Below are 21641 nucleotides of genomic sequence, written 5' to 3'. Positions count from 1 at the left end.
CACGGCGACCACATCGCCGTAGGTCTTGCGCAGTGCCACCACCGACAACGCTTTGCCGGTCGAGGCGGCCGGGGTAACGCCGGCCACCTTCACGGACGGGGTGACCACATCGAATTCAGCCACGAGCCCACTCCAACCAGCGCTTGGTGACGGCGGCTTCGTTCTTCATCCACCACTCGATGTCGGTGTCGAAACCCTTGTCGTAGTACTTGGGCGCACCGGCGAGCGCGTTGCGCTCGTCCTCGGTGAGCTGCTCGTAGGCCAGCGGAGAAGCCGGGTTCGACGGGAACGCCTTGGCCAGGTTGGCCTGGCTCTCGGCACGCAACGAGAAGTCCATGAGCTGGTAGGCGCCGTCCACATTCGCCGCGCCCTTGGCGATGGCATAACCCTGGAACTGGCGGCGCATACCGTTGAGCTGCCGCTCCACCGGCACGCCCTGCTTTTGCAGGTCGGCGAGCCGGCCGTCCCAGACGGTGGCCATCGTCACTTCCTCGCGGCTGAGCAGCACACCGGGCAGCGGGCCGCTGTCCCAGAACTTCTTGATGTCGCCCCGCAGCCGGGTCAGCACCTTGAAGGCACGGTCCACATCGAGCGGGTACAGCTTGTCCATGGGCACACCGTCGGCCAGCAGCGCGAACTCCAGCTCCGGCAGGTCACCGTCCGGGCTGACCATCGAACGGCCCCCCGTGAACGCCTTGGTGTCCCAGAAGTCCGCCCACGACTCGGGCTTGCGACCATCGAAGGCATCGGTGCGGTACGCCATGCACTGGCCGTAGAAGCTGTTGCCGATGGCATGGTCGGTGATCTGGTTCTCCGGGATCTTCGCGCTCTTCAGGCTCTTGATCCGGTCGGGGTCCAGCGTCTCCAGGGCGTCCTGAGCCACGTACTTGGTGTGCGACATCATCGAGTTGTTGATGAGGTCGCACTGCGGGCGGCCCTGCTTGATCTGCGCGAGCAGCGGGGCGTCGTCCGTGTTGAGCACCTTGACGGCGATCCCGGTCTCCTGGCTGAACGGCGTGTAGATCGCCTTCTGCAGGGCCGCGCCGAAGGAACCGCCGCTGTCGCGGACGACCACCGTCTTGCCGCCGCCCTTGCCACCGCTGCCGGCGCCGGACCTGCTGGTGCCGGTACCACAGGCGCTGAGGGCGGTCGCGGCAGCCACACCCGCCGTGACCCCGCCTATTCCTCGCAGGAACAGTCTGCGGTCTATTCGGGCATCTTTCATCGTGTGCCTCCTGGTGGTGCTGGCCGTGAGAAGGGGAGCGGCCGGGGACGGGGAGAGAGGGGCGGCTGGAATGGGGGCTTAGGGGCGGGGACCCGCCTCGTCGGATCCGGCGCCCAGACCCGGGGTCCGGAGGGTGTGGGCCCGCGCGGCCGTGTCGGGGTCCCACGGGACGGCGAGGGCGGCGAGTTCGGTGCCGGGGGCGACGGTGAGGCCGTGCATGCCGTAGAAGATCCGTCCGCCGGCCGGGGCGTGGACGCTGTGCTCCGTGCCGTCGGTCGGGTCGACGATGCGACCGAGGAGATCGCCCTCGGCGACTTCGCCGATGATGTCGGCGTCGAAGGAGAACTCCGGGTACCACAGGCCGGTTGCCTCGGCGGTGACACCGGCGGACCAGACCCATTGCCGGATCGGGGCCGGGGCGGAGCCGTCCTGGTCGAGGACGCCCAAGTGGCGCAGTGCCTTCAGCAGGCCGTCGACGCGGCGGAGGGCAGTGGCCTCGTCCCGCTGGCCGAGCTGTCCCACCTCGACGAGGACCGCCGAGATGCCCCGGCGGGCGGCGGCCGCGTGGCTGTTGCCGCCGTCTGCGGTCAGTCCGAGGAGGACGTCCTCGATGCCGAAGGAGCCTGCCAGCTCGGCCGTCGCCTTGTCGAGGTCCGGGTCACCGGTGAGGCGGTAGCCGACGAAGTCCCGCAGGACCTGGTCGATGCCGCCGCAGTGCAGGTCGGCGTAGACGTCGGCGCCGTCGAGCAGGTGGGTGAAGAGCCAGGCGGCCAGCCGCTCGGTGGGGCCGCCGTCAGGGTCGCCGGGGAAGACGCGGTTGAGGTTCACGCCGTCGACCGGGGAGACGTTGAGCCGGCCCTGGTAGACGGCGGGCGGGTTGGCGACGGGGCAGATGACCACCTGGCCGTGCACCTCGCCGGGTTCCAGCCTGTCCGCCAGTCGTACGACGGCGTCGATGGGCGTGAACTCCCCGCCGTGCACGCCGGCGGTGATGACGACCCGGGGGCCGGGGCGGGTGCCGTTGACCAGGGTCAGCGGCATGTCGGCGGTGAGGGTGCCGAGGTCGGCCCTGACCGTGCCGCGGACCTTGGTGCCGGGCTGCGCGTGCAGGGAGCCGACGGCGAGCGTGGCGTCGTTCATGGTCATGCCTCCGTACGGCCGACGGTGGAGAGGAAGTCGATGGGCTGGGGCGAGGTGCCGTCCAGTGCGAGGTCTGCGGCGATGTCGCCGAAGGCGGGCGAGAGCTTGAAGCCGTGGCCGGAGAAACCGGCGAGCAGGATCACGTTCTCGGCGGCGGGCAGGGGGCCGACCAGGGGGCGGCTGCTCTCGGTGTAGCCCTCCATGTAGGCGGAGAGCCGGGTCGGGTCCGGGTGCAGGTCCGGCAGGTAGCGGCCGATCAGCTCGCTGAAGATCTCCAGCTCCTCGGGCCGCACCGTCCGCTCCAACTGGTTCGGGTCGCCCACCAGCTGGTGCAGGGCGCGGGAGAGGCCGAGCTTGACCGAGATGCCGTCCGGGGAGGGCAGGCCGTAGCAGTGAGTGGGCGCGGTACGGATGAACGCCGGGCGCTCCTCGCCGAACCAGGCGTCGGGGGTGGTGGGCACGTACCAGGCGCTGACGAGGCGGCGGACGTCCACCTCCCAGGGCAGGTCGGGCAGCAGGTCGTTGACCCAGGGACCGGGGGTGACGACGGCGGTGTCGAAGCGCTCGCTGCCGGCGTCGGTGCGGATCTCCACGCCGTTCGCGACGGGCACGATCTCGCGGACCGTGGTGTAGCGGTGGATGACGGCGCCCAGCTGCTCGGCGCGGCGGGCGGCGGTCTGGATGGTCAGCTCGGGGCGGATGAAACCGGCGCGGCGGTCCAGCACGGCCGCGTCGCCGTCCTCGATGCGGAACTGGGGGAAACGTTTGGCCAGCAGCTCGGCATCGAGCACGTCGTGGTCGAGGTCGTGCTCCGCGATGGACTGCAGCACGGTGGCCATCTGGTGGTGCTCGGTCGGCCCCATCAGCAGGCACCCGGTCAGCCGGCGCAGCTCACGGCCGGTCTCCTGCTGGAGCCGCTCCCACAGGGCGTCGGCGTGCTTGAGCAGCGGGACGTAGCGGGAGTCCTCGAAGTGGGCGCTGCGGAAGATCCGGGTCTCACCGCCGGCGGCACTGCGGTCGTGGCCGGGGGCGAACCTGTCGTATCCGACGACCTCGGCGCCGCGGGCCGCCAGCCGCCAGGCGGCCTGGCTGCCCATCGTTCCGACGCCGACGACGGCGACGCGCTTCCTGGCAGCTGACACAGGCTTTCCTTTCGTAACGCCGGGGCGCATGCTGAGCGCCCGACGTGAGGCTGATCGATTCGAGGCGGTCTGGACGAGGGCCGGGCCCTTTCTCCGGGCCTGCGGCTCACAGCCGCCGTGTCTCGCGGTGCCGGCCCACTTCGGCGGGATCTTTCCGCTAAGCCGTGCCACATTGTGGAACGCTGTGCTAGAATCTGGCACGAGAATGACAGCGGCACAGAGGGGAGTCAAGAGGGTGTCCAGCAGAGATTTCGAGGATTAACGGGGGGAAACCGGATGGAAATGAAGAGCGTCACGAGATCACTGCGCATCCTGGAAGCGGTCGCCCAGCATCAGCCGGTCACCGTCGGGGAGTTGACGAAACTCTTCGGTCTTCCGAAGTCGACGGTGCAGCGCACGCTGGTCACACTGGCCGAGGCGGGGTGGCTGCGCGCGAACCGCAAGGACACCACCCGCTGGGAGATCGGCGCCCGCGTGCTGGCCGTGCGACCGGCCGCCCTCCAAGGCTCCAGCCTGTTCGCCGCCGCCCGCGAACCCATGATCCGCCTGCGCGACGCGGTGAACGAGACCATCCACCTGTCGGTGCCCGACGCACTGCAGTGCATGGTCGTAGTGGACCGCGTCGACTGTGACCATCCCGTACGGACCTTCCACACCATCGGCGACACGTCCCCGCTGCACGCGACCGCCGTCGGGCGCAGCATCCTCGCCCACCTCCCGAAACACGACGTCGAGGAACTCATCACGCAGGGACTGGAGCGCTTCAGCGACACGACCCCCGCCGACCCCGACGAGCTGCGCGCCGAGCTGGACCGGATCCGCACCGACGGCTACGCGGTCAACCGGAACCAGTACCGGCAGGGCGTCTGCGCCCTCGCCGCACCCGTGCTCGACGAGAGCGGAACGCCACTGGCCGCCGTGGCCATCTCGATGCCCGATTCCCGGTACGACGAGGACCGGGCGCCCGAGTGGGGCGGCCTCGTCACCGACACGGCAGCGGAGATCTCCGGGCGTCTACTGGGCGCCTGAAGGCCCGAGTGGGCTCCACACCGGCGAGGGCCGGCTCGCACGCGTCGACGTGAGAGCCGGCCTTTACTGCTGCGCACAGCCACCGGCAGCCTTCTGGTTCATGCCATATTGTGGAACGCCATGCTAAAATCCGGCACGATCATGCCCAAGAGGCCGCACAATTACGGGGGCACCGGATGGAAATGAAGAGCGTCACGAGGTCGCTGCGCATCCTGGAAGCCGTCGCCCAGCACCAGCCAGTGACCGTGGGCGAGCTGACGAAGCTCTTCGGCCTGCCGAAGTCCACCGTGCAGCGCACCCTGGTCACGCTCAACGAGGCGGGCTGGCTCCGGGCCAACCGCAAGGACACCACCCGCTGGGAGGTCGGCGCCCGCGTGCTGGCCGTGCGACCCGCCGCCCTCCAGGGCTCCAGCCTCTTCGCCGCCGCCCGCGAACCCATGCTCCGGCTCCGGGACACGCTGAACGAGACCATCCACCTCTCCGTGCCCGACGCGCTGCACAGCATGGTCGTGGTCGACCGCGTCGACTGCGACCACCCCGTACGGACCTTCCACACCATCGGCGACACCTCGCCGCTGCACGCCACGGCAACCGGGCACGCGGTCCTCGCCCATCTGCCGAAGTCCGAGGTCGACGAGTTCGCGACGGGCGCGTTCGAGGGGTACGGCGAGGAGACCATCACCGATCCGGTGGAGCTGCGTGCGGAGCTGCGCCGCGTCAGGGACCGCGGGTACGCCGTCAACCACAACCAGTACCTCCAGGGCGTCTGTGCCATCGCGGCACCCGTCCTGGACGGTGACAGCGTGCCGCTGGCCGCCGTGGCGGTCTCCATGCCCGACTCCCGTTTCGAGGCAGGCCGCCTCACCGAGCTGGGGCGACTGGTGACGGAGACCGCGGCGGAGATCACCGCCCGCCACCTGCACTGAGGGCGACGACCACCGCCGTCACCGCACAGGCATCGCCACGTACTGGTACTCCAGGAACTCGTCGATCCCGACCCGGCCACCCTCACGGCCGAGCCCGGACTGCTTGACGCCACCGAAGGGCGCGGCCGGGTTGGAGACGAGGCCCGTGTTGAGGCCGACCATGCCGACCTCCAGGCGTTCGCTGACGCTCAGGGCCCGGTCCAGGCCCTCGGTGAAGACGTAGCCGACGAGGCCCCAGGGGGTGTCGTTGGCGCGGCGGATCACCTCGTCCTCGTCGTCGAAGGTGAGGATCGCCGCGACCGGCCCGAAGATCTCCGTGTCCATCAGGCGGCTGTCGGAGGCGACGTCCGTGAGCACGGTCGGCGGGTAGAAGCAGCCCGGCCCTTCGGGCGTACGACCGCCGACGAGCACCCGGGCGCCGCGCTCCACCGCGTCGGCGACCAGTTCCTCGACCTTGGCCCGCCCGACCCGGTCGATCAGCGGGCCGACGTCGACGCCGTCCCGGGTGCCGGGGCCCACGACCAGCGCGCCCATACGCTCGGCCAGCCGCCGCCCGAACTCCTCCGCCACGGAGCTGTGGACGAAGAAGCGGTTGGCCGCCGTGCACGCCTCCCCCATGTTGCGCATCTTGGCGACCATCGCGCCGTTGACCGCCTTGTCCAGGTCAGCGTCCTCGAATACGACGAACGGCGCGTTCCCGCCCAGCTCCATCGAGGTCCGTACGACCGCCTCCGCGCTCTGTGCGAGCAGGAGCCGCCCGACCTGCGTGGAGCCGGTGAAGGACAGCTTGCGAATCCGCCCGCCGCGCAGGAGCGGTTCGCACACCTCCCCCGCACGGGAGGTGGTGACGACGTTGAGGACGCCGTCCGGCAGCCCGGCCTCCTTGAGGATCGCGGCGAGCGCCAGGCTGGAGAGGGGGGTCTGCGGGGCCGGCTTGAGGATCATCGTGCAGCCGGCTGCGATCGCCGGGCCGATCTTGCGGGTGCCCATGGCGAGGGGGAAGTTCCACGGGGTGATCAGCAGACAGGGGCCGACCGGGCGGCGGGAGAGCAGCATGCGGTTGCGGCCGTCAGGCAGGACGCCGTGGCCGCCGTCGATGCGTACGGCCTCCTCGGAGAACCAGCGGAAGAACTCGGCCGCGTACGCCACCTCTCCCCTGGCCTCGGCCAGGGGCTTGCCCATCTCGGACGTCATCAAGTGGGCGAGTTCGTCGGTCCGTTCAAGGATGAGCTCGTGTGCCCGGCGCAGGATCTCGCTACGGGCCCGAGGCGCCGTGCGGGCCCACTCCTCCTGCGCCTGGACGGCCGCGTCCTCGGCGAGCTTCGCGTCCTTTGCGCCCGCGTCGGCGACATGGCAGAGGATCTCACCGGTCGCCGGGTCGTCGACGGGCATGGTGGCGCCGTCGCCGGCGTCCACCCAGGCCCCGCCGATGAACAACTGCGTGGGTGTGTCGGTCATGGGGTTCCTCCTGGTCGAGCGGCTTGATCGGCGGCGGGGTCGAGCAGTTCCGCGAGGTGCAGGGCGCGGATGCCCCGGTCACCGGCGAGGTGGTCGATCTGGGTGGCGCAGCTGAAGCCGTCGGCCACGACGACGGTTGATGCGTCCGGGGTGATGGCGTCGAGGCGTGGTTTCAGGGCCAGGTCGGCGACGGCCATCGACGTGTCGTAGTGCTGCTCCTCGAACCCGAAGTTCCCGGCGAGTCCGCAGCAGCCCTCGGCCTCGTCGACCTTCCCGACGCCGAGGCGGCCGAGCAGGTCGCGGGGGTGGCGGCCCTGGAAGGTGGCGTACTCGTGGCAGTGGGTCTGCAGGACGACGGTGTCCGGCAGTTCCGGTGGGGTCCAGTCGGGAGTGGCGAGGTCGGTCAGGGCGCCGGTGAGCGTGTGGACGCGGGCCGCTACGCGCTGGGCGGCTTCGGTGCCGAGCAGTTCGGGCACGTCGCGTTTGAGGGCGGCGGCGCAGCTGGGTTCGGCCACGACGATGGGCCGGTCGTCGCCGTTGTCGAGGTGGGCGACCGTGCGGGCCATGATGCGGCGGGCGGTGGACAGTTGCCCGGTGCTGACCCAGGTCAGGCCGCAGCACAGGCCGTCCTGAGCCGTGCAGGGGATGCCGGCGTCGGCGAGCACGCGGCTCGCGGCGCCCGCGACCTCGGGGCGGAAGGCGCGGGTGAAGCTGTCGACGAAGAGCAGGGCTTTCGCCGGTGCGTCCGTCTTCGCCGCCCGCAGGACCTTGCGGCGTGCACGCCGGGAGGCGAAGGCCGGGATCCGGCGCTTCGTGGTCACGCCGCCGAGTCGGGCGAGCAGCTTGCCGAACGGTCCGCTCAACAGCGCGTTGAGGGGGCGGGCCGCGAATCCGGCGAGGGCCGAGGTCAGCGGCAGCCAGCCCAGCGAGTAGTGCGAGCGGGGCCTCAAGCGACCCTTGTAGTGCTGGTGCAGGAACTCCGCCTTGTACGTGGCCATGTCGACGCCGACCGGGCAGTCACTGGAGCACGCCTTGCAGGACAGGCACAGATCGAGGGCGTCGCGCACCTCCGTCGAACGCCAGCCGTCCTGGACGGTCCCGCCCCGCACCATCTCCTGGAGGAGGCGGGCCCGGCCGCGGGTGGAGTCGTTCTCCTCGCCCGTGGCCCGGTAGCTGGGACACATCACGCCGCCCGCGTCGCTGCGGCAGCGGCCAACGCCGACGCAGCGGCGTACGGCGCCGGTGAAGCCCTCCTCGTCGTGCGGGAAGGTGAACGTCGTTTCGAGGAGCGGGAGTTGGCGCAGTGCCAGGTCGGCGTCGAGCGGGGCCGGGGCCACGATGACGCCGGGGTTGAGCAGCCCCTCGGGGTCGAAGATCTCCTTGAAGGCGGCGAACGTCCGGATCATGCGCCGGCTGTACATGATCTCCAGCAGCTCACCGCGCGCCCGCCCGTCCCCGTGTTCGCCGGACAGGGTGCCGCCGTGCTCGACGACCAGGGCGGCGGCTTCGGAGAGGAAGCGGCGGGTGGCGGCCCGGCCGGTGTCCGTGGCCAGGTCGAAGTCGATGCGCACGTGGACACAGCCCGCGCCGAAGTGGCCGTACAGCACCCCGGTCAGCTCGTGGGAGTCCAGCAGTTTGCGGAAGTCCCGCAGGTAGGCGGCCAGGTTCTCGGGCGCGACCGCCGCGTCCTCCCAGCCGGGCCAGGACTCCCCGCCGTCGACGAGTCGGGCGGCGAGCCCGGCCCCGTCCTCGCGGACCCGCCACAGCGAGCGCCGCTCGGCCGCGGTCTCCACGACCCGTCCGCCGGTCATGCGGCCCTGTGCCTTGAGCACGTCCAGCAGTTCGGCGGCGCGGGCGTCGACCGCCGCCTGGTCGTCGCCGTCGAGTTCGACGTACAGCCAGGCGCGTCCCTCGGGCAGTCCGGTCACGGAGTCCGGTCCGCGCCGGGCGCGCATGGTGGCGACGATCGCCTCGTCCATGCCCTCCACGGCGGTGGGGTGCCAACGCAGGATCTCCGTTACGTCCTCGGCGGCGTCGACGACATCGTCGTATCCGAGGGTGAGCAGCGCCGACGCCGGTGCGGTGGCCACGAGGCGGACCGTCGCGGCGGTGACGACGGCACAGGAGCCCTCGGTGCCGACCAGGGCGCGGGCCAGGTCGAAGCCGTGCTCGGGCAGCAGGCGGTGCAGTTGGTAGCCGGAGACCTGGCGCGGGATGCGGCCCAGTTCGGTGCGGATCGGGGCCAGGTTGGCGTCGATCAGGTGGCGTACGTCCGCTTCCAGCCGGGCGACTTGTTCTGTGTCCGCGGGGTCCACCGGTCGCAGACCGGTGCGGTCGGCGACGGCTCGCACGCCGTCGGCCGTCACGATCTCCAGTGCCTCGATGTGGGTACTGGTGCGCCCGTGCCGCACCGAGCGGTTGCCGCACGCGTCGTTGCCGATCATGCCGCCGAGGGTGCAGCGGCTGTGCGAGGAGGGGTCGGGGCCGAAGGTGAGGCCGTGCGGGGCGGTGGCATCGCGCAGCGCGTCCAGGATCACTCCGGCCTCGACGCGTGCGGTCCGTGCGGCCGGGTCGATGTCCAGGATCCGGTTCATGTACCGGGAGAAGTCCAGGACTACGCCCGGTCCGACCGCGTTGCCCGCCATGCTCGTACCGCCGCCGCGCGCGGTGACCGGGACGCCCGTCTCCCGGCAGGCCCGTACCACCGCGACCACGTCGTCGGCGCCGCGGGGGAAGGCCACGGCCCGTGGCGGGACCCGGTAGTTGGAGGCGTCGTAGGCGTAGAGGCCGGTGGCGCCCGGGCCGGTCTCCACCCGCAGGCCGGGGGCGGTCTCGGTGAGCCGGGCGGTCAGCCGCGCGAGGGTGTCGCTCATCGTGCCGCTGGTCCCGAGGTGCCGACTTCCACCGCGGTCGCCCATGCCCGGAGGCCCTCGTCCACGGCCGCCTCGTCGATGACGAGCGCCGGGATCATGCGGACGACCTGGTTCCAAGCCCCGCACAGCAGCAGGAGCAGGCCCTCGTCGACGGCGGCGCGCTGCACGCGGGCGGCGGTGTCGGGGTCCGGGCTGCCGTCCTCGGTGACGAACTCGGTGGCCAGCATCAGTCCGAGGCCCCGTACGTCGCCGATGCCCGGGGTCCGGTCGGCGACCGCCTCCAGACCGGCGCGCAGCCGTGCGCCCATCGCGTCGGCGTTCTCGACGAGCTTCTCGTCGCGTACGACATCGAGGGTCGCGCAGGCCGCGGCGCAGGCGACGGCGTTGGCGCCGTACGTGCCGCCCTGCGAGCCGGGCCATGCCTTGGTCATCAGCTCCTCGGAGGCGGCGATGCCGGAGATCGGGAAGCCGCTGGCCAGGCCCTTGGCGGTGACGAGGATGTCCGGGGTGACACCGAAGTGGTCGTGGCCCCAGAAGCGGCCGGTGCGGCCGACGCCCGTCTGCACCTCGTCGAGGATGAGGAGGAAGCCGTGGCGGTCGGCGCGCTCCCGCAGGCCCTCCATGAAGGCGCGGTTCGCGGGGACGTAGCCGCCCTCGCCGAGCACCGGCTCGACGATGATCGCGGCTGTGTCGGCGGGTGAGGAGATCGTCTGGAGGGTGTAGTCGAGCTCCTTGAGGGCGAAGCGGGTCGCGGTGTCCTCGTCCCAGCCGTAGCGGTAGGCCGTCGGGAAGGGGGTGACGACGACGCCGCTCATCAGCGGGGAGAAGCCGGAGCGGAAGCGGGTGCCGGACGTGGTCATGGAGGCGGCGGCGACCGTACGGCCGTGGAAGCCGCCGTGGCAGACGACGACGTTGGGTCGGCCGGTGGCCTGGCGGGCCAGCCGCAGTGCGGCCTCGACCGCCTCGCTGCCGGAGTTGGTGAAGAACAGGCTGTCCAGGCCGGCCGGCAGTACCTCACCGAGCTTCTCGACCAGTCGGCGCAGGGGCTGGTGCATGACCGTCGTGTACTGGCCGTGGATGAGCGTGCCGACCTGTTCCTGGGCCGCCGCCACGACCTTGGGGTGGCAGTGTCCGGTGCTGGTGACGCCGATGCCGGCGGTGAAGTCCAGGTAGCGGCGGCCGTCCTCGCCGTAGAGGTGGACGCCCTCGCCCCGGACCGCCGTCACGGGTGTGGCCTGGCGAAGGTGCGGCGACAGTGCGGTCATGTTCGTCTCCCGGCGGGGTCGGCGGTCTGCTCCGGTCCTACTGAGCATCTCCGCGGACCGGGGCCGGGCCAACGCGCGATCTGTCCGGGCGCGGCGCGGGATCCGGACGTTGTGTCAGGCATACGGGACCCTGTACCCGGCCCGCAGGCCTCGCCGCCGCCGTCTGCGGGCTCTTGCGCAGGTCAGCGGTGCTTGTCAGAGTGACAGGGCACGTCCCGAGTTCTCGGGGGTCGCGAGCAGGGACCCCATGGAGGCACCGTGAGCGAGAACCACCACACGGCTCCAGGGCCTGACGCCTCGGATCCGGAACCGGCCATGGATGCCATCGGCCGCCCGCTCACCCTGGCCGACGTGCTCGCCCTTCCCGTCCTGGCCGCCGGACAGCCCCAAGTCGTCACCGGCACGGCACGGCTCGACCGGCCCGTGCGCTGGGTCCACATCACCGAGCTGACCGACCCCGCCTCCTTCCTCAAAGGCGGCGAACTCGTCCTGACGACCGGCATGCCGCTGCCCGAGGAGCCTGCGGGCGTACGCCGCTACGTCGACGAACTCGCTGACGTCGGCGCGGCGGCCCTGGTCATCGAGCTGGTCCGCCGCTACCACCGCCCGCCCGACGCCCTGGTCCACGCCTGCCGGGCCCGCGGTCTGCCCCTCGTCACCCTGGCCAAGGACGTCAACTTCCTGGAGGTCACCCAGGTCGTCCACGCGTTCATCCTCGGCAACCAGGCCGAGGTGATGCGGCGCACCCAGCGCGTCCACGAGGCGTTCACCGCCCTCACCCTGCGCGGTGCCGGGCCCGAGGACGTCGTGCGCGCCGCCGCCGAGATGAGCGGCCACACCGTCGTGCTGGAGAACCTGGTGCACCAGGCACTCGTCTGCGAGCCCTCCGGCGACACGGTCGAGGCGGCGCTCACCGACTGGGAACAGCGCTCCCGGGCGACACCGCCCGCCGACCACACCACCGTCTCCGGCCCCGAGGGCTGGCTCGTGGCACCGGTGGAGTACCAGGGCGAACGGTGGGGCAGGGTCGCCATGCTCCCGAGCCCGCTCGGCCGTGCCTCTCCGTCTACCGTCGGCCCCTTCCGCCCCTTCCGCCCCGAGGACGTCACAGTCCTGGAGAGAACCGCGATGGCCCTCACCATCGCCCGCCTCACCCACCCCACCCCCTGGGAACGCACCGCACACCGCGGCGCCCTGCGCGACCTCGTCGAACAGCGCCACCGCTCGCCCGCCGACGCCGAGGCGCAGGTCGCCGCGCTGGGCCTGCCCACCAGGGACGCCCGTTTCATCGCGGTGCTCGCGGATATCCGCCCCGAGGACGACACGGCGAAGGCCGAGGAACTCCTCTCCGAGGAGTTGAGGAAGAAGGGAACGCAGGCTCTCGTCGGCCTCCTCGGACCGACCCGTCTCGGCGTCCTGCTGTCCCTGCGCGCCGACCAGCCCTGGCGACCCGTCGTCGAACACCTCGGCCGCACCGCACTCGAGCTGGTGCCGGGGGCAACGGTGAGCGTGGGCAGCGAGGCGACCGGCCTCCCCGCCGTCGCCCGTTCCTTCCGAGAGGCGACCCGCGTCGCCGAAGCCACCGAGCCCGGCCGGCCGCTCCCGCCTGGACGCTCGTACCACGAACGATCCGACATCGGCCTTCGCCGCCTCCTCTTCGCCCTCCGCGAAGACCCCCGGATCCAGGACTACGCCGAACGCCGGCTCGGCCGGCTCGCCGACCACGACGCCCGCCACGGCACCGACCTGCTCACCACCCTGCGCCACTACCTGGACGCGGCAGGCAACAAGACGGTGGCCGCCCGCTCCGGCGGCCTGTCCCGCGAGACCGTCTACCAACGGCTGCGCACCATCGAGCGGATCCTCGACTGCGACCTCGAGTCGGGCGAAGAGCGCACCGAACTGCACGTGGCCCTCACAGCGCTGGACGTCCTGCGTGTCGGGCAGGCATGAAGGGGCAACTGCCTGGGCCGGCCGCCGCGTACGGCGGCCGGCCGACCCCGGGTCACGCGGACGGCGCCCCGGTCAGGACCTCCACCCGGCCGGTGTCGAGCGAGTAGTAGGCGCTGACGACGGCCAGCTCGCCCTTCTTCACCAGCGGGGCGAGATCGGCGTTGGAGCGCAGATCGGCGGAGGTCTGCTTGATGTGGACGCGGACCATGGCGTCCACCGGGTCGGCGTGCTTCTCCTTGGAGACCACCTCGTACGCCGGGCGGAGGGCCTCGGCGATCGACTGCAGGTTGCCCGGCAGCGGCTTGTCGTCCTTGAGCGCCTTGTGCGCCGCCTTGACCGCACCGCAGCGCTGGTGCCCGAGGACGACGATCAGCGGCGTCCCCGAGGTCATGGGCCCGTACTCGACGGAACCGGTGACCACCGGGGCGACCACCTGCCCGCCGGTGCGCATCACGAACAGGTCGCCGAGCCCGGTGTCGAAGATCAGCTCCGGTGGCACGCGGGAGTCGATGCAGGAGAGGATCACGCCGTACGGGTCCTGCTCCTCGGCGACGAAATCGCGCCGCCCGGGATCCCGGTCGGGGTGCTGCAGAGCCCCGTCCACCCAGCGCTCGTTGCCCTCCATCAGCCGCGCGAACGCCGCCCAGGGAGAACCGGGGGGCGCGCTCGTGGAGGGTGAGGGGGTCGCCGCCGCCGCTCCCACGGCCGTCGTCTTCTCCGCGGTCTTGCTGTCGTCCTTCGACGAACAGCCGGTTATCAGGGCCGCGGTAGCCAGCAGCCCTCCGGTGAGAACGGCTCTGCGCTGCGGTTGCCGGGCAAGGCTCATGGGGTTCTGCCCTTCTGGAGTGATGCGGCCGGGGTTGCTGATGCGACGGTGCCGCACGGCCGGTTAACGCCCGTACAGCACTGAGGAAGCGCACGAGAAGCGCGCGTCCAAATCACGGAGAGTCGCCAATGGCTTCTCCGGGCAGGGCAGTTCAGGAGCAGCGCCCCGAAGGGGCGCGGGGCTGTATCTATATGCGGCTCCGCCGCGTGGGCGCGACCAGCCACGACGGCGCCGCAGACGAAAAACGACACATCGCGGAGCGCCTCAGCGGCCGACGTACTCCGCCAGGTGCTCCCCGGTGAGCGTGGAGCCCGCGGCGACGAGGTCGGCGGGCGTGCCCTCGAAGACGACCCGGCCGCCGTCGTGCCCCGCGCCGGGGCCGAGGTCGATGATCCAGTCCGCGTGCGCCATCACCGCTTGGTGGTGCTCTACGACGATGACGGACTTGCCGGAGTCGACGAGCCGGTCGAGGAGGCCGAGCAGCTGCTCGACGTCGGCGAGGTGGAGGCCGCTGGTCGGCTCGTCAAGGATGTAGACGCTGCCCGTCCCCGCCATCTGGGCGGCCAGCTTGAGGCGTTGCCGTTCGCCGCCGGAGAGGGTGGTGAGCGGCTGGCCGAGGGTGAGATAGCCGAGCCCGACGTCCGCGAGCCGGTGGAGGACGGTCCGCGCGGCCGGGGTGCGTGCCTCGCCGGCGCCGAAGAACTCCTCCGCCTCGCTCACCGGCATCGCCAGCACCTCGCTGATGTCCCGCCCGCCGAGCCGGTACTCGAGCACCGACGCCTGGAACCGCTTCCCCTCGCACTCTTCGCAGGTCGTGGCGATACCGGCCATGATCGCCAGGTCGGTGTAGATGACGCCGGCGCCCTTGCAATGGGGGCAGGCGCCCTCGGAGTTGGGGCTGAACAGCGCCGGCTTCACGCCGTTGGCCTTGGCGAAGGCCTTGCGGATCGGGTCGAGCAGTCCGCTGTACGTCGCCGGATTGCTGCGCCGGGAACCCCTGATGGCCCCCTGGTCCACCGTCACCACGCCGTCCCGTCCGGCCACCGAGCCATGGATCAGCGAACTCTTGCCGGAGCCGGCGACCCCGGTGACCACGGTGAGCACGCCGAGCGGGATGTCCACGTCGACGTCACGCAGGTTGTGGGCCGTCGCGCCGCGCACCTCGAGGACGCCGGACGGCCTGCGCACCGACGGCTTCACCGAGGCCCGGTCGTCCAGGTGCCGTCCGGTGAGCGTGCCGCAGGCCCGCAGCCCTTGCACCGTGCCCTCGAAGACCACCTCGCCGCCGGCCGCACCGGCCGTCGGACCGAGGTCCACGACGTGGTCGGCGATCGCGATCACCTCCGGCTTGTGCTCGACGACCAGCACGGTGTTGCCCTTGTCGCGCAGTCGGAGCAGCAGTTCGTTCATGCGCCGGATGTCGTGCGGGTGCAGGCCGACGGTGGGCTCGTCGAAGACGTACGTGACGTCGGTGAGCGCGGAGCCGAGGTGGCGGATCATCTTGGTGCGCTGGGCCTCGCCGCCCGAGAGCGTGCCCGACGCCCGGTCCAGCGAGAGATAGCCGAGCCCGATCGCGACGAACGAGTCGAGGGTCTCGCCGAGCGCCTTGAGCAGCGTCGCCACCGAGGGCTCGGCGAGGCCGCCGACCCATACGGCCAGATCGCTGATCTGCATCGCGCAGGCGTCGGCGATGCTGATCCCGTCGATCCTCGCGGAGCGTGTGGTTTCGCTGAGCCGGGTGCCGTGGCACGCGGGACAGACGGAGAACGTCACCGCCCGGTCCACGAAAGCACGGACGTGCGGCTGCAGTGTCTCCCTGTCCTTGGACAGGAACGCCTTCCGGACCCGCGCGATCAGGCCCTCGTACGTGGTGTTGAGCCCCCTCACCTTTACCTTGACCGGGTCGTGGTGCAGGAAGTCGTGCAGTTCTTCGCCGGTGTAGTCACGGATCGGCTTGTGCGGGTCGAGGAAACCGGATTCGGTGAACGACTGCACCACCCAGCTGTCCGTCTTCCACCCCGGAACGGTGATCGCTCCGCCGGCGAGCGACCGGGCATCGTCGTAGAGCCGGGTGGGATCGACGTCGGACACGGTGCCCGTGCCCTCGCAGCGCGGGCACATCCCGCCGACCACGCTGATGGCCTTCTCGACCCGTTTCCCGTTCACCACCATCGTGCCCGTCGCCTCGGCCGAGGCGACGTTGAAAGAGAACGCCTGCTGCGAGCCGATGTACGGCTGGGCGAGCCGGCTGAACAGGATGCGCAGCAACGCGCCCGCGTCGGTGGCGGTGCCGACCGTGGAGCGGAGGTGCGCGCCCATCGGCCGCTGGTCGACGATGATCGCGGTCGTCAGCCCGTCGAGCAGGTCGACGTCGGGCCGCCCCAGTGTGGGCATGAAGCCCTGTACGAAGGCGCTGTACGTCTCGTTGATCAGCCGCTGCGACTCCGCGGCGATCGTGTCGAACACCAGCGAGCTCTTGCCCGAGCCTGAGACACCGGTGAACACCGTCAGCCGCCGCTTGGGGATCTCGATGTCGACGTTCTTGAGGTTGTTCTCGCGCGCGCCGTGCACGCGGATCAGGTCGTGGCTGTCGGCGATGTGCGATGACGTGGTGCTGAGTTCCTGAACTTCCCTGGTCATGCCCCTTAATCGTATATCTGCAACGCCCGTTGAGACTTTCCCCGAAGACCCCCAGGACAGGTGCGCTAAAGTCTCAACCGTGGATCGTCTGCGCCCCGTCGACCTCGCCCGCGAGCACGGCATCTCGACCCAGGCGGTCCGCAACTACGAGCGGGACGGCTGCATCCCGCGCGCCAAGCGCACCCCGTCCGGCTACCGGACCTACACCGAGACACACGCGGCCGCCCTCCGCGCCTACCTCGCGCTCATCCCCGCGCACGGTTACGACGTGAGCGGGCAGATCATGAGGTCGCTCAACACGGGCGAACTCGACGCCGCGCTGACGGCCGTGGACCGCAGTCACGCCCAACTGCTGCGCGACCGGGAAACCCTGGACACGGTCGCCCGGGCAGTGGAGCACCTGACCACGGGCCCGGACACCGCCCCGGCCACCGCGCCGCACACCCCCGCAGCCACCGAGCCCCTCAGCGTCGGCGAGCTGGCGCACCGCCTGGGCGTCACCGCGGCGACCCTCCGCAACTGGGAAGTCGCGGGCATCCTCGCCCCCGAGCGCGAGCCGGTCACCGGACACCGCACCTACGGCGCCGCCGACATCCGCGACGCCGAACTCGCCCACCTCCTCCGGCGGGGCGGCTACCCGCTGGCCCACATCTCCACCGTGGTCCAGCAGATCCGCACCGCCGGCGGCACCCAGGCCCTGTCCGCGGCCCTCGACGACTGGCGGCACAGACTCACAGCCCGGGGACTCGCAATGCTGGACGCGGCGTCCCGACTCGCCCAGTACATGGAAGCGCCCCGATAGGGGCGCGGGGAACTGCGCGACCAGCCACGACGGCGCCGCAGACGAAAAATGACACATCGCGGCACTTGAAGCCGAGCGCTCAACTAGGGCTGGCCGGCGTGAGAACCACGAAGTCCGCATTCGCCGGGTCAAGGCAGACGGCCATCCGGCCAACCCCCTCCGCGTCCTCCGGCCCCATCTGCACGCTCCCGCCGTTCTCGGTGACCTTGGCGACCGCGGCGTCACAGTCGGCGACGGCGAACACCGGGTGCCAGTACGGCCGTCCGTCCGCCAGGGCGAGGCTCTCCTTGGGGAGTTCCATGAGGCCGCCGTGCATCCGCTCCTCGGGCTGCCCCGCGGGGGTGATGAGGGAGTACGTGCCCCCGCCGCCCGGCAGTTCCATGTCACTGAACTGCCAGCCGAAGACACCGCCGTAGAACTCCTTCGCCGCCCCGGCGTCGCTCGTGTACAGCTCGGTCCAGGACAGCGAGCCCGGCTCGTCCACCAGCTCGACGCCCTTGTTCGTGCCCGGCTGCCAGACGGCGAACTGGCCGCCCAGCGGATCGCTGTACTGCGCCATGCGGCCCCACTCGTCGAGGTCCATGGGCGCGACCCGCACCGTGCCGCCCGCGCTCTGCACGGCCTGGGTGGTGGCGTCCGCGTCGGCGACGCAGTAGTAGATCATCCAGGCCGAGCGCGCGCCCTCCTCGGTGAGCTTGCCGAGTCCGGCGACGATCTTGCCGTCTCTCCGGAACATCCCGCCTTCCATGTTCTCGCCTTCCCCCATGTCCTCGCCTTGCCCCATGGACTCGTAGTCCCAGCCGAGCACGGCGCCGTAGAAGGCCGCGGCGGCCGGGACATCGGGGGCACCGAGGTCGAGCCAACAGGGCGAGCCGGGGACGAAATCTGTGGTGATCACGGTGATTCCCTTTCGCAGAACCTGTGTGACCCCAGCGTGACATCCGCCACTGACACTCGCCCCTCGGCCGGTCCACCCAAAGGTCCGCCCAAAAGGGCTCAGGACGAGTCGTCCGTGGCGGACACGGCGAGCACGGCCAGCAGGACGAGCGCACCGGCCGGGGCGAGGACGGTCCAGGGGGCCAGTTCGGCGTAGGGCTGGTTCTCGGAGAGCAGGCGGCCCCACTCCGGGGTGGGCGGCTGTTCGCCCAGGCCGAGGAAGCCGAGGGAGGCCAGGACGAGGACGGTGGTGGGCAGCCGTAGCAGCGCGTTGCGCAGGACGGCGGGCAGTACCGCGGGCAGCAGATGACGGCGCAGCAGATACCGGGGGGCGGCGCCGAGCGAGACCGAGGCGAGCCAGTGGCCGCTCGCGCGTTCCTCCTCGGCCAGCGCGGCGGTCTGGGCGGCGTACGGCGTCCAGCCGACCAGGCATACCGCAAGTGCCGCACCCCATACGGACGGTCCGGTCACCGCCGTCGTCAGCAGTCCGGCGAGGACGGCCGGCAGCGTCGACATCACTTCGGTCAGGCCCGCGCCGGCCCCTGCCGCCATGCCGAGCAGCAGCCCGAGGACGATGCTGACGGCCGTGACCGCGAGCGCGATGCCCGCCGTGCGCAGCGCTCCGTGGCCCAGCCGGGCCAGCAGGTCGCGGCCGAGGGAGTCGGTGCCCAGCGGGTGCGCGGCCGAGGGCGGCAGCAGCCGGGCCGCGGTGTCCACCTGCAGGGGGTCACGCAGCAGGCCCGCCACCACCAGGGTGAGCAGGGCGAGTGCGCACACTCCGGTGAGCAGGCGGAGGGAGCGTGGGCGCGCGAGGGCGGGCGGGTGCAGTGCGGGCAGGGCGCCGTCGCGCAGGGCGGGGCCGAGGAGGGCGCGGCGCAGGGCCTGGATGAGCAGGCCGGCGGCGACGCCGAGCAGGACGAGGGCCAGCGTGGCGGTCTGCAGCGGCGGCAGGTCCTGGGCCATGGCGGCGTCCAGGGCGAGCCGCCCGAGGCCCGGGATGTTGAAGATCTTCTCGACGGCGACGGCACCGCCGACGAGGGCGACGACCGTGGGCAGCAGTTGCGGGAGCACCCCGGACAGCGTGCGGCGCAGCGCGTTGCGGGCGATGAGGCCGGGCGGGAACCCGGAGGCGTGCCAGGTCCGCGCCCAGGGCTCGTGGAAGGCGGCGGGCAGCGCCGGGGCGAGCATCCCGCCGATCATCGCCCCGGACGGCACACCGAGCGCGAGCGCGGGCAGCACCATCGACGCCGGCCCCTCCCAGCCGCTGGAAGGGAACCAGCCCAGCCACACCCCGCAGACCGTGGCGAGCAGCGAGGCCAACAGGAACTTGGGCAGCGCGGCGAGAACGGCGGCCCCGGTGCCCGCCCGCCCCTGCCGCAGCCGTCGCCGCGACCCGAGATAAAGGGTGCGGGCGCACACCAGCCCGGCGACCGCGACGGTGACCACGAATGCGCCCAGCATCAGCGTGACGGACACCCCGAACGCGGCCGACACCTCGGGCAGCACCGGCTCCCCCGACACCCAGGAGACACCGGCGTCTCCGCGCGGCAGACCGCCCACCCAGTGCAGGAGATGCGCGAGCGGCCCCTCGTCCAGGCCGAGTTGCTCGCGTACGGCGGTCAGCTGCGCCGGGGTCGGATCCTGGTCGGCGGAGCGGGCCCGCAGGACGGTCAGCGCGGGGTCGGTCCCGGACAGCCAGGGCAGCAGCGAGACCGCCGCCAGCAGCGCCGTCCCGGCGACGGCCCGGCCGGCCCCGGTACGGACCGCGGTGACGCTCATCGGCCGCTACTTCAGTCGCGTGTCGATGTCGATCAGCGAGCGCTCGTAGGGGTCGAGCAGCACGCCGTCGACATCGGCGGCGATGCCCTGGACGACCTTCTCGTGGACGAGCGGCACGACGGCGTCGGTGCGCAGGATCTCCGCCTCGGCCCGCATGATCTTCTCCCGCCGCCGGTCCGTGTCGGCTTCCTCGGCCGCGGCCTTGACGGCCTGGTCGACCTTGGAGTCCTTCAGCCGGGCGATGTTGTAGACACCGTCACTCATATAGTCGCTCGCGAGGTAGGCGACCGCGTCGCCGGTGTCGAGCAGCGTCACCCGGGAGAAGACGAGCGCGTCGTACTTGCCCGCGAGGAGGTCGGCCTCCATCTGCGTGTACTCGCGTACGTCCTGCTTGACCGTGAACCCGGCCTTCTCCAGCTGCTGCTGGAGGACGCTCGCGGCCTCGGGCAGTTCGGCGCGGTTGGTAATGGCGGCCAGGCGCACGGTCTTGCCCTTGGCCTTCGACTTGACCTGGGCGATGGTCGCGGCCCTGGCGCGGCCGGTCACCGCCACCCGGTCGTCGGCCGCCCAGGAAACGGCGGGCCCGAACAGGCCCTCGGCGGGGTTGGCGTAGCCGCTGAAGACCGAGTCGACGAGGGCGCCGCCGTCCACGGCCTCGCGGGCGGCGGCACGCAGCGTCGCGTCGGTGAACAGGCCGCTGCCGGTGTTGAGGATCAGGCTGTCGGTCCGTACGGAGGGCACTTCGTGGCGGGTGTTCTCGTCGATGAGTTTCGCCTGTGAGGTGGGAATCCACTCGGCGATGTCGACGTCGCCGCCGCGCAGGGCGTTGGCGCGGGCGGTGCCGTCGGCGATCCAGCTCACGTCGATGCCGGACGCCTTGGCCTTGCCGCCCCAGTAACCGTCGTAGCGGTCGAGTGTGGCCTTGGTCTTGCCGGTCAGCTTGGTGATCTTGAAGGGGCCGGTTCCGGTGCCGACCGGGCTGGCGGTGCCGTCCTTCGCGTACGCCTTGGCCGAGAGGATGCCAAGGGCGGGGCTGGCGAGCCGCAGCGGGAGCACGGGGTCGGCGGTCTTGGTGGTGAGGGTGACCGTGTCGGCGTCCTGGGCCTTCGCGGTCAGGGTCACATCGCTGAGGACCCTGGGCTTGGTCTCGGCCGCGTCGGCGTGGTCGAGCGCGCTGACGACCGACGCGGCGGTGACGTCGGTGCCGTCCTGGAAGGTGGCCTTGCGCAGTTCGAAGGTCCAGGTGGTGTCGTTGACCTGCTTCCAGGACTTGGCGAGCGCGGGCGCGGCGGTGCCGTCCTTGCCCAGCGCGGTGAGGCCTTCGGCCACGGAGAGCTTGCTCAGCAGGGTGGCGTCATTGCTGTACGGCGACAGCGCCTGCACCGGCGGCACGGCGAGGGCGACCCGCAGCCGGGCGTCCGATGAGCCCTTGGCGTCCGAACCTCCCTCGCTCGCGGCGAAACAGCCGGTCAGCAACGGGGTGAGAGCGAGTGCCGCGATGAGGCCGCGGGAGGCGGTGGTGCGCATGGAGAGCACCATATAAGGCAAGGCTTACCAACATTCACCCAGGTTGATGAATTCTCAACTACTGAGATCGTTCCGAAACACGGCCGCGCCTCCCCCCGGACGGGAGGAGGCGCGACGGCG

15 protein-coding genes are annotated in these 21641 nt (G+C 71.4%); 4 read left to right on the top strand and 11 right to left on the bottom strand.

Going from position 1 to position 21641, the window contains the following annotated elements; genetic code table 11:
* Positions 1–115: 115 nt before the first annotated feature.
* The 3 genes from KCH48_RS25245 to solA all read right to left on the bottom strand — a co-directional run bounded on the left by KCH48_RS25245 (position 116) and on the right by solA (position 3507).
* A complete protein-coding gene (locus tag KCH48_RS25245; protein ID WP_210576997.1) occupies positions 116–1225 on the bottom strand; it encodes an ABC transporter substrate-binding protein in 1110 nt (369 codons plus the stop codon).
* A 78-nt stretch (positions 1226–1303) separates the two neighbouring features.
* Positions 1304–2365: a succinylglutamate desuccinylase/aspartoacylase family protein gene (locus tag KCH48_RS25240; RefSeq protein WP_246885809.1), complete on the bottom strand. Its 1062-nt coding sequence runs from the start codon at positions 2363–2365 to the stop codon at positions 1304–1306.
* Positions 2366–2367: 2 nt separating this feature from the next.
* Positions 2368–3507 carry an N-methyl-L-tryptophan oxidase gene (gene solA / locus KCH48_RS25235; RefSeq protein ID WP_307840941.1) on the bottom strand — a complete coding sequence of 380 codons (1140 nt, stop codon included), beginning with the start codon at positions 3505–3507 and terminating at the stop codon, positions 2368–2370.
* 282 nt (positions 3508–3789) lie between these two features.
* On the opposite strand from solA, the gene KCH48_RS25230 reads away from it, so the two are divergent.
* Together KCH48_RS25230 and KCH48_RS25225 are read left to right on the top strand one after the other, a co-directional pair.
* Positions 3790–4536: an IclR family transcriptional regulator gene (locus tag KCH48_RS25230; RefSeq protein WP_210576994.1), complete on the top strand. Its 747-nt coding sequence runs from the start codon at positions 3790–3792 to the stop codon at positions 4534–4536.
* 182 nt (positions 4537–4718) lie between these two features.
* Positions 4719–5462, top strand: a complete 744-nt coding sequence (locus tag KCH48_RS25225; protein WP_210576993.1) for an IclR family transcriptional regulator — start codon at positions 4719–4721, stop codon at positions 5460–5462.
* An 18-nt stretch (positions 5463–5480) separates the two neighbouring features.
* On the opposite strand, the gene KCH48_RS25220 is transcribed toward KCH48_RS25225, so the two are convergent.
* From KCH48_RS25220 to KCH48_RS25210, 3 genes are read right to left on the bottom strand one after another with little or no spacing between them, the layout of a single operon-like run.
* Positions 5481–6920: an NAD-dependent succinate-semialdehyde dehydrogenase gene (locus KCH48_RS25220; protein WP_210576992.1), complete on the bottom strand. Its 1440-nt coding sequence runs from the start codon at positions 6918–6920 to the stop codon at positions 5481–5483.
* Positions 6917–9793: an FAD-binding and (Fe-S)-binding domain-containing protein gene (locus KCH48_RS25215; protein WP_210576991.1), complete on the bottom strand. Its 2877-nt coding sequence runs from the start codon at positions 9791–9793 to the stop codon at positions 6917–6919. Before KCH48_RS25215 ends, KCH48_RS25220 begins: the two co-directional genes overlap by 4 nt.
* Positions 9790–11058, bottom strand: a complete 1269-nt coding sequence (locus KCH48_RS25210) for an aspartate aminotransferase family protein (protein ID WP_210576990.1) — start codon at positions 11056–11058, stop codon at positions 9790–9792. The genes KCH48_RS25215 and KCH48_RS25210 overlap by 4 nt, the downstream gene beginning before the upstream one ends.
* Positions 11059–11316: 258 nt before the next feature.
* Between KCH48_RS25210 and KCH48_RS25205 the strand changes: the two genes are divergently transcribed.
* Entirely contained in the window at positions 11317–13011 is a 1695-nt protein-coding gene (locus KCH48_RS25205) for a PucR family transcriptional regulator (RefSeq protein ID WP_374104708.1), read from the top strand.
* A 52-nt stretch (positions 13012–13063) separates the two neighbouring features.
* Here KCH48_RS25205 and KCH48_RS25200 read toward each other — a convergent pair whose 3' ends face one another.
* Positions 13064–13837: a carbonic anhydrase gene (locus KCH48_RS25200; RefSeq protein ID WP_210576989.1), complete on the bottom strand. Its 774-nt coding sequence runs from the start codon at positions 13835–13837 to the stop codon at positions 13064–13066.
* A gap of 264 nt (positions 13838–14101) precedes the next feature.
* The gene (locus KCH48_RS25195) at positions 14102–16477 is read right to left on the bottom strand and encodes an excinuclease ABC subunit UvrA (RefSeq protein WP_210576988.1); all 2376 of its coding nucleotides are present in this window, start codon (positions 16475–16477) and stop codon (positions 14102–14104) included.
* A gap of 79 nt (positions 16478–16556) precedes the next feature.
* Here KCH48_RS25195 and KCH48_RS25190 point away from each other — a divergent pair, with 79 nt between their 5' ends.
* Entirely contained in the window at positions 16557–17279 is a 723-nt protein-coding gene (locus tag KCH48_RS25190; protein ID WP_307840940.1) for a TioE family transcriptional regulator, read from the top strand.
* Between the two features lie 79 nt (positions 17280–17358).
* Here KCH48_RS25190 and KCH48_RS25185 read toward each other — a convergent pair whose 3' ends face one another.
* The 3 genes from KCH48_RS25185 to KCH48_RS25175 form a co-directional block, all read right to left on the bottom strand.
* Entirely contained in the window at positions 17359–18177 is an 819-nt protein-coding gene (locus tag KCH48_RS25185; RefSeq protein ID WP_210576986.1) for a VOC family protein, read from the bottom strand.
* 98 nt (positions 18178–18275) lie between these two features.
* Positions 18276–19994, bottom strand: a complete 1719-nt coding sequence (locus KCH48_RS25180) for an ABC transporter permease subunit (RefSeq protein WP_210576985.1) — start codon at positions 19992–19994, stop codon at positions 18276–18278.
* Positions 19995–20000: 6 nt separating this feature from the next.
* The gene (locus KCH48_RS25175) at positions 20001–21521 is read right to left on the bottom strand and encodes an ABC transporter substrate-binding protein (protein ID WP_210576984.1); all 1521 of its coding nucleotides are present in this window, start codon (positions 21519–21521) and stop codon (positions 20001–20003) included.
* Positions 21522–21641: the final 120 nt, after the last annotated feature.

Origin of the sequence: Streptomyces sp. GESEQ-4 (assembly GCF_017948455.1) — a bacterium.
Classification (GTDB): Bacteria; Actinomycetota; Actinomycetes; order Streptomycetales; family Streptomycetaceae; genus Streptomyces.
The sequence above is the reverse complement of the archived record's forward strand: the minus strand, read 5'-3'. Positions and strand labels throughout refer to the sequence as shown.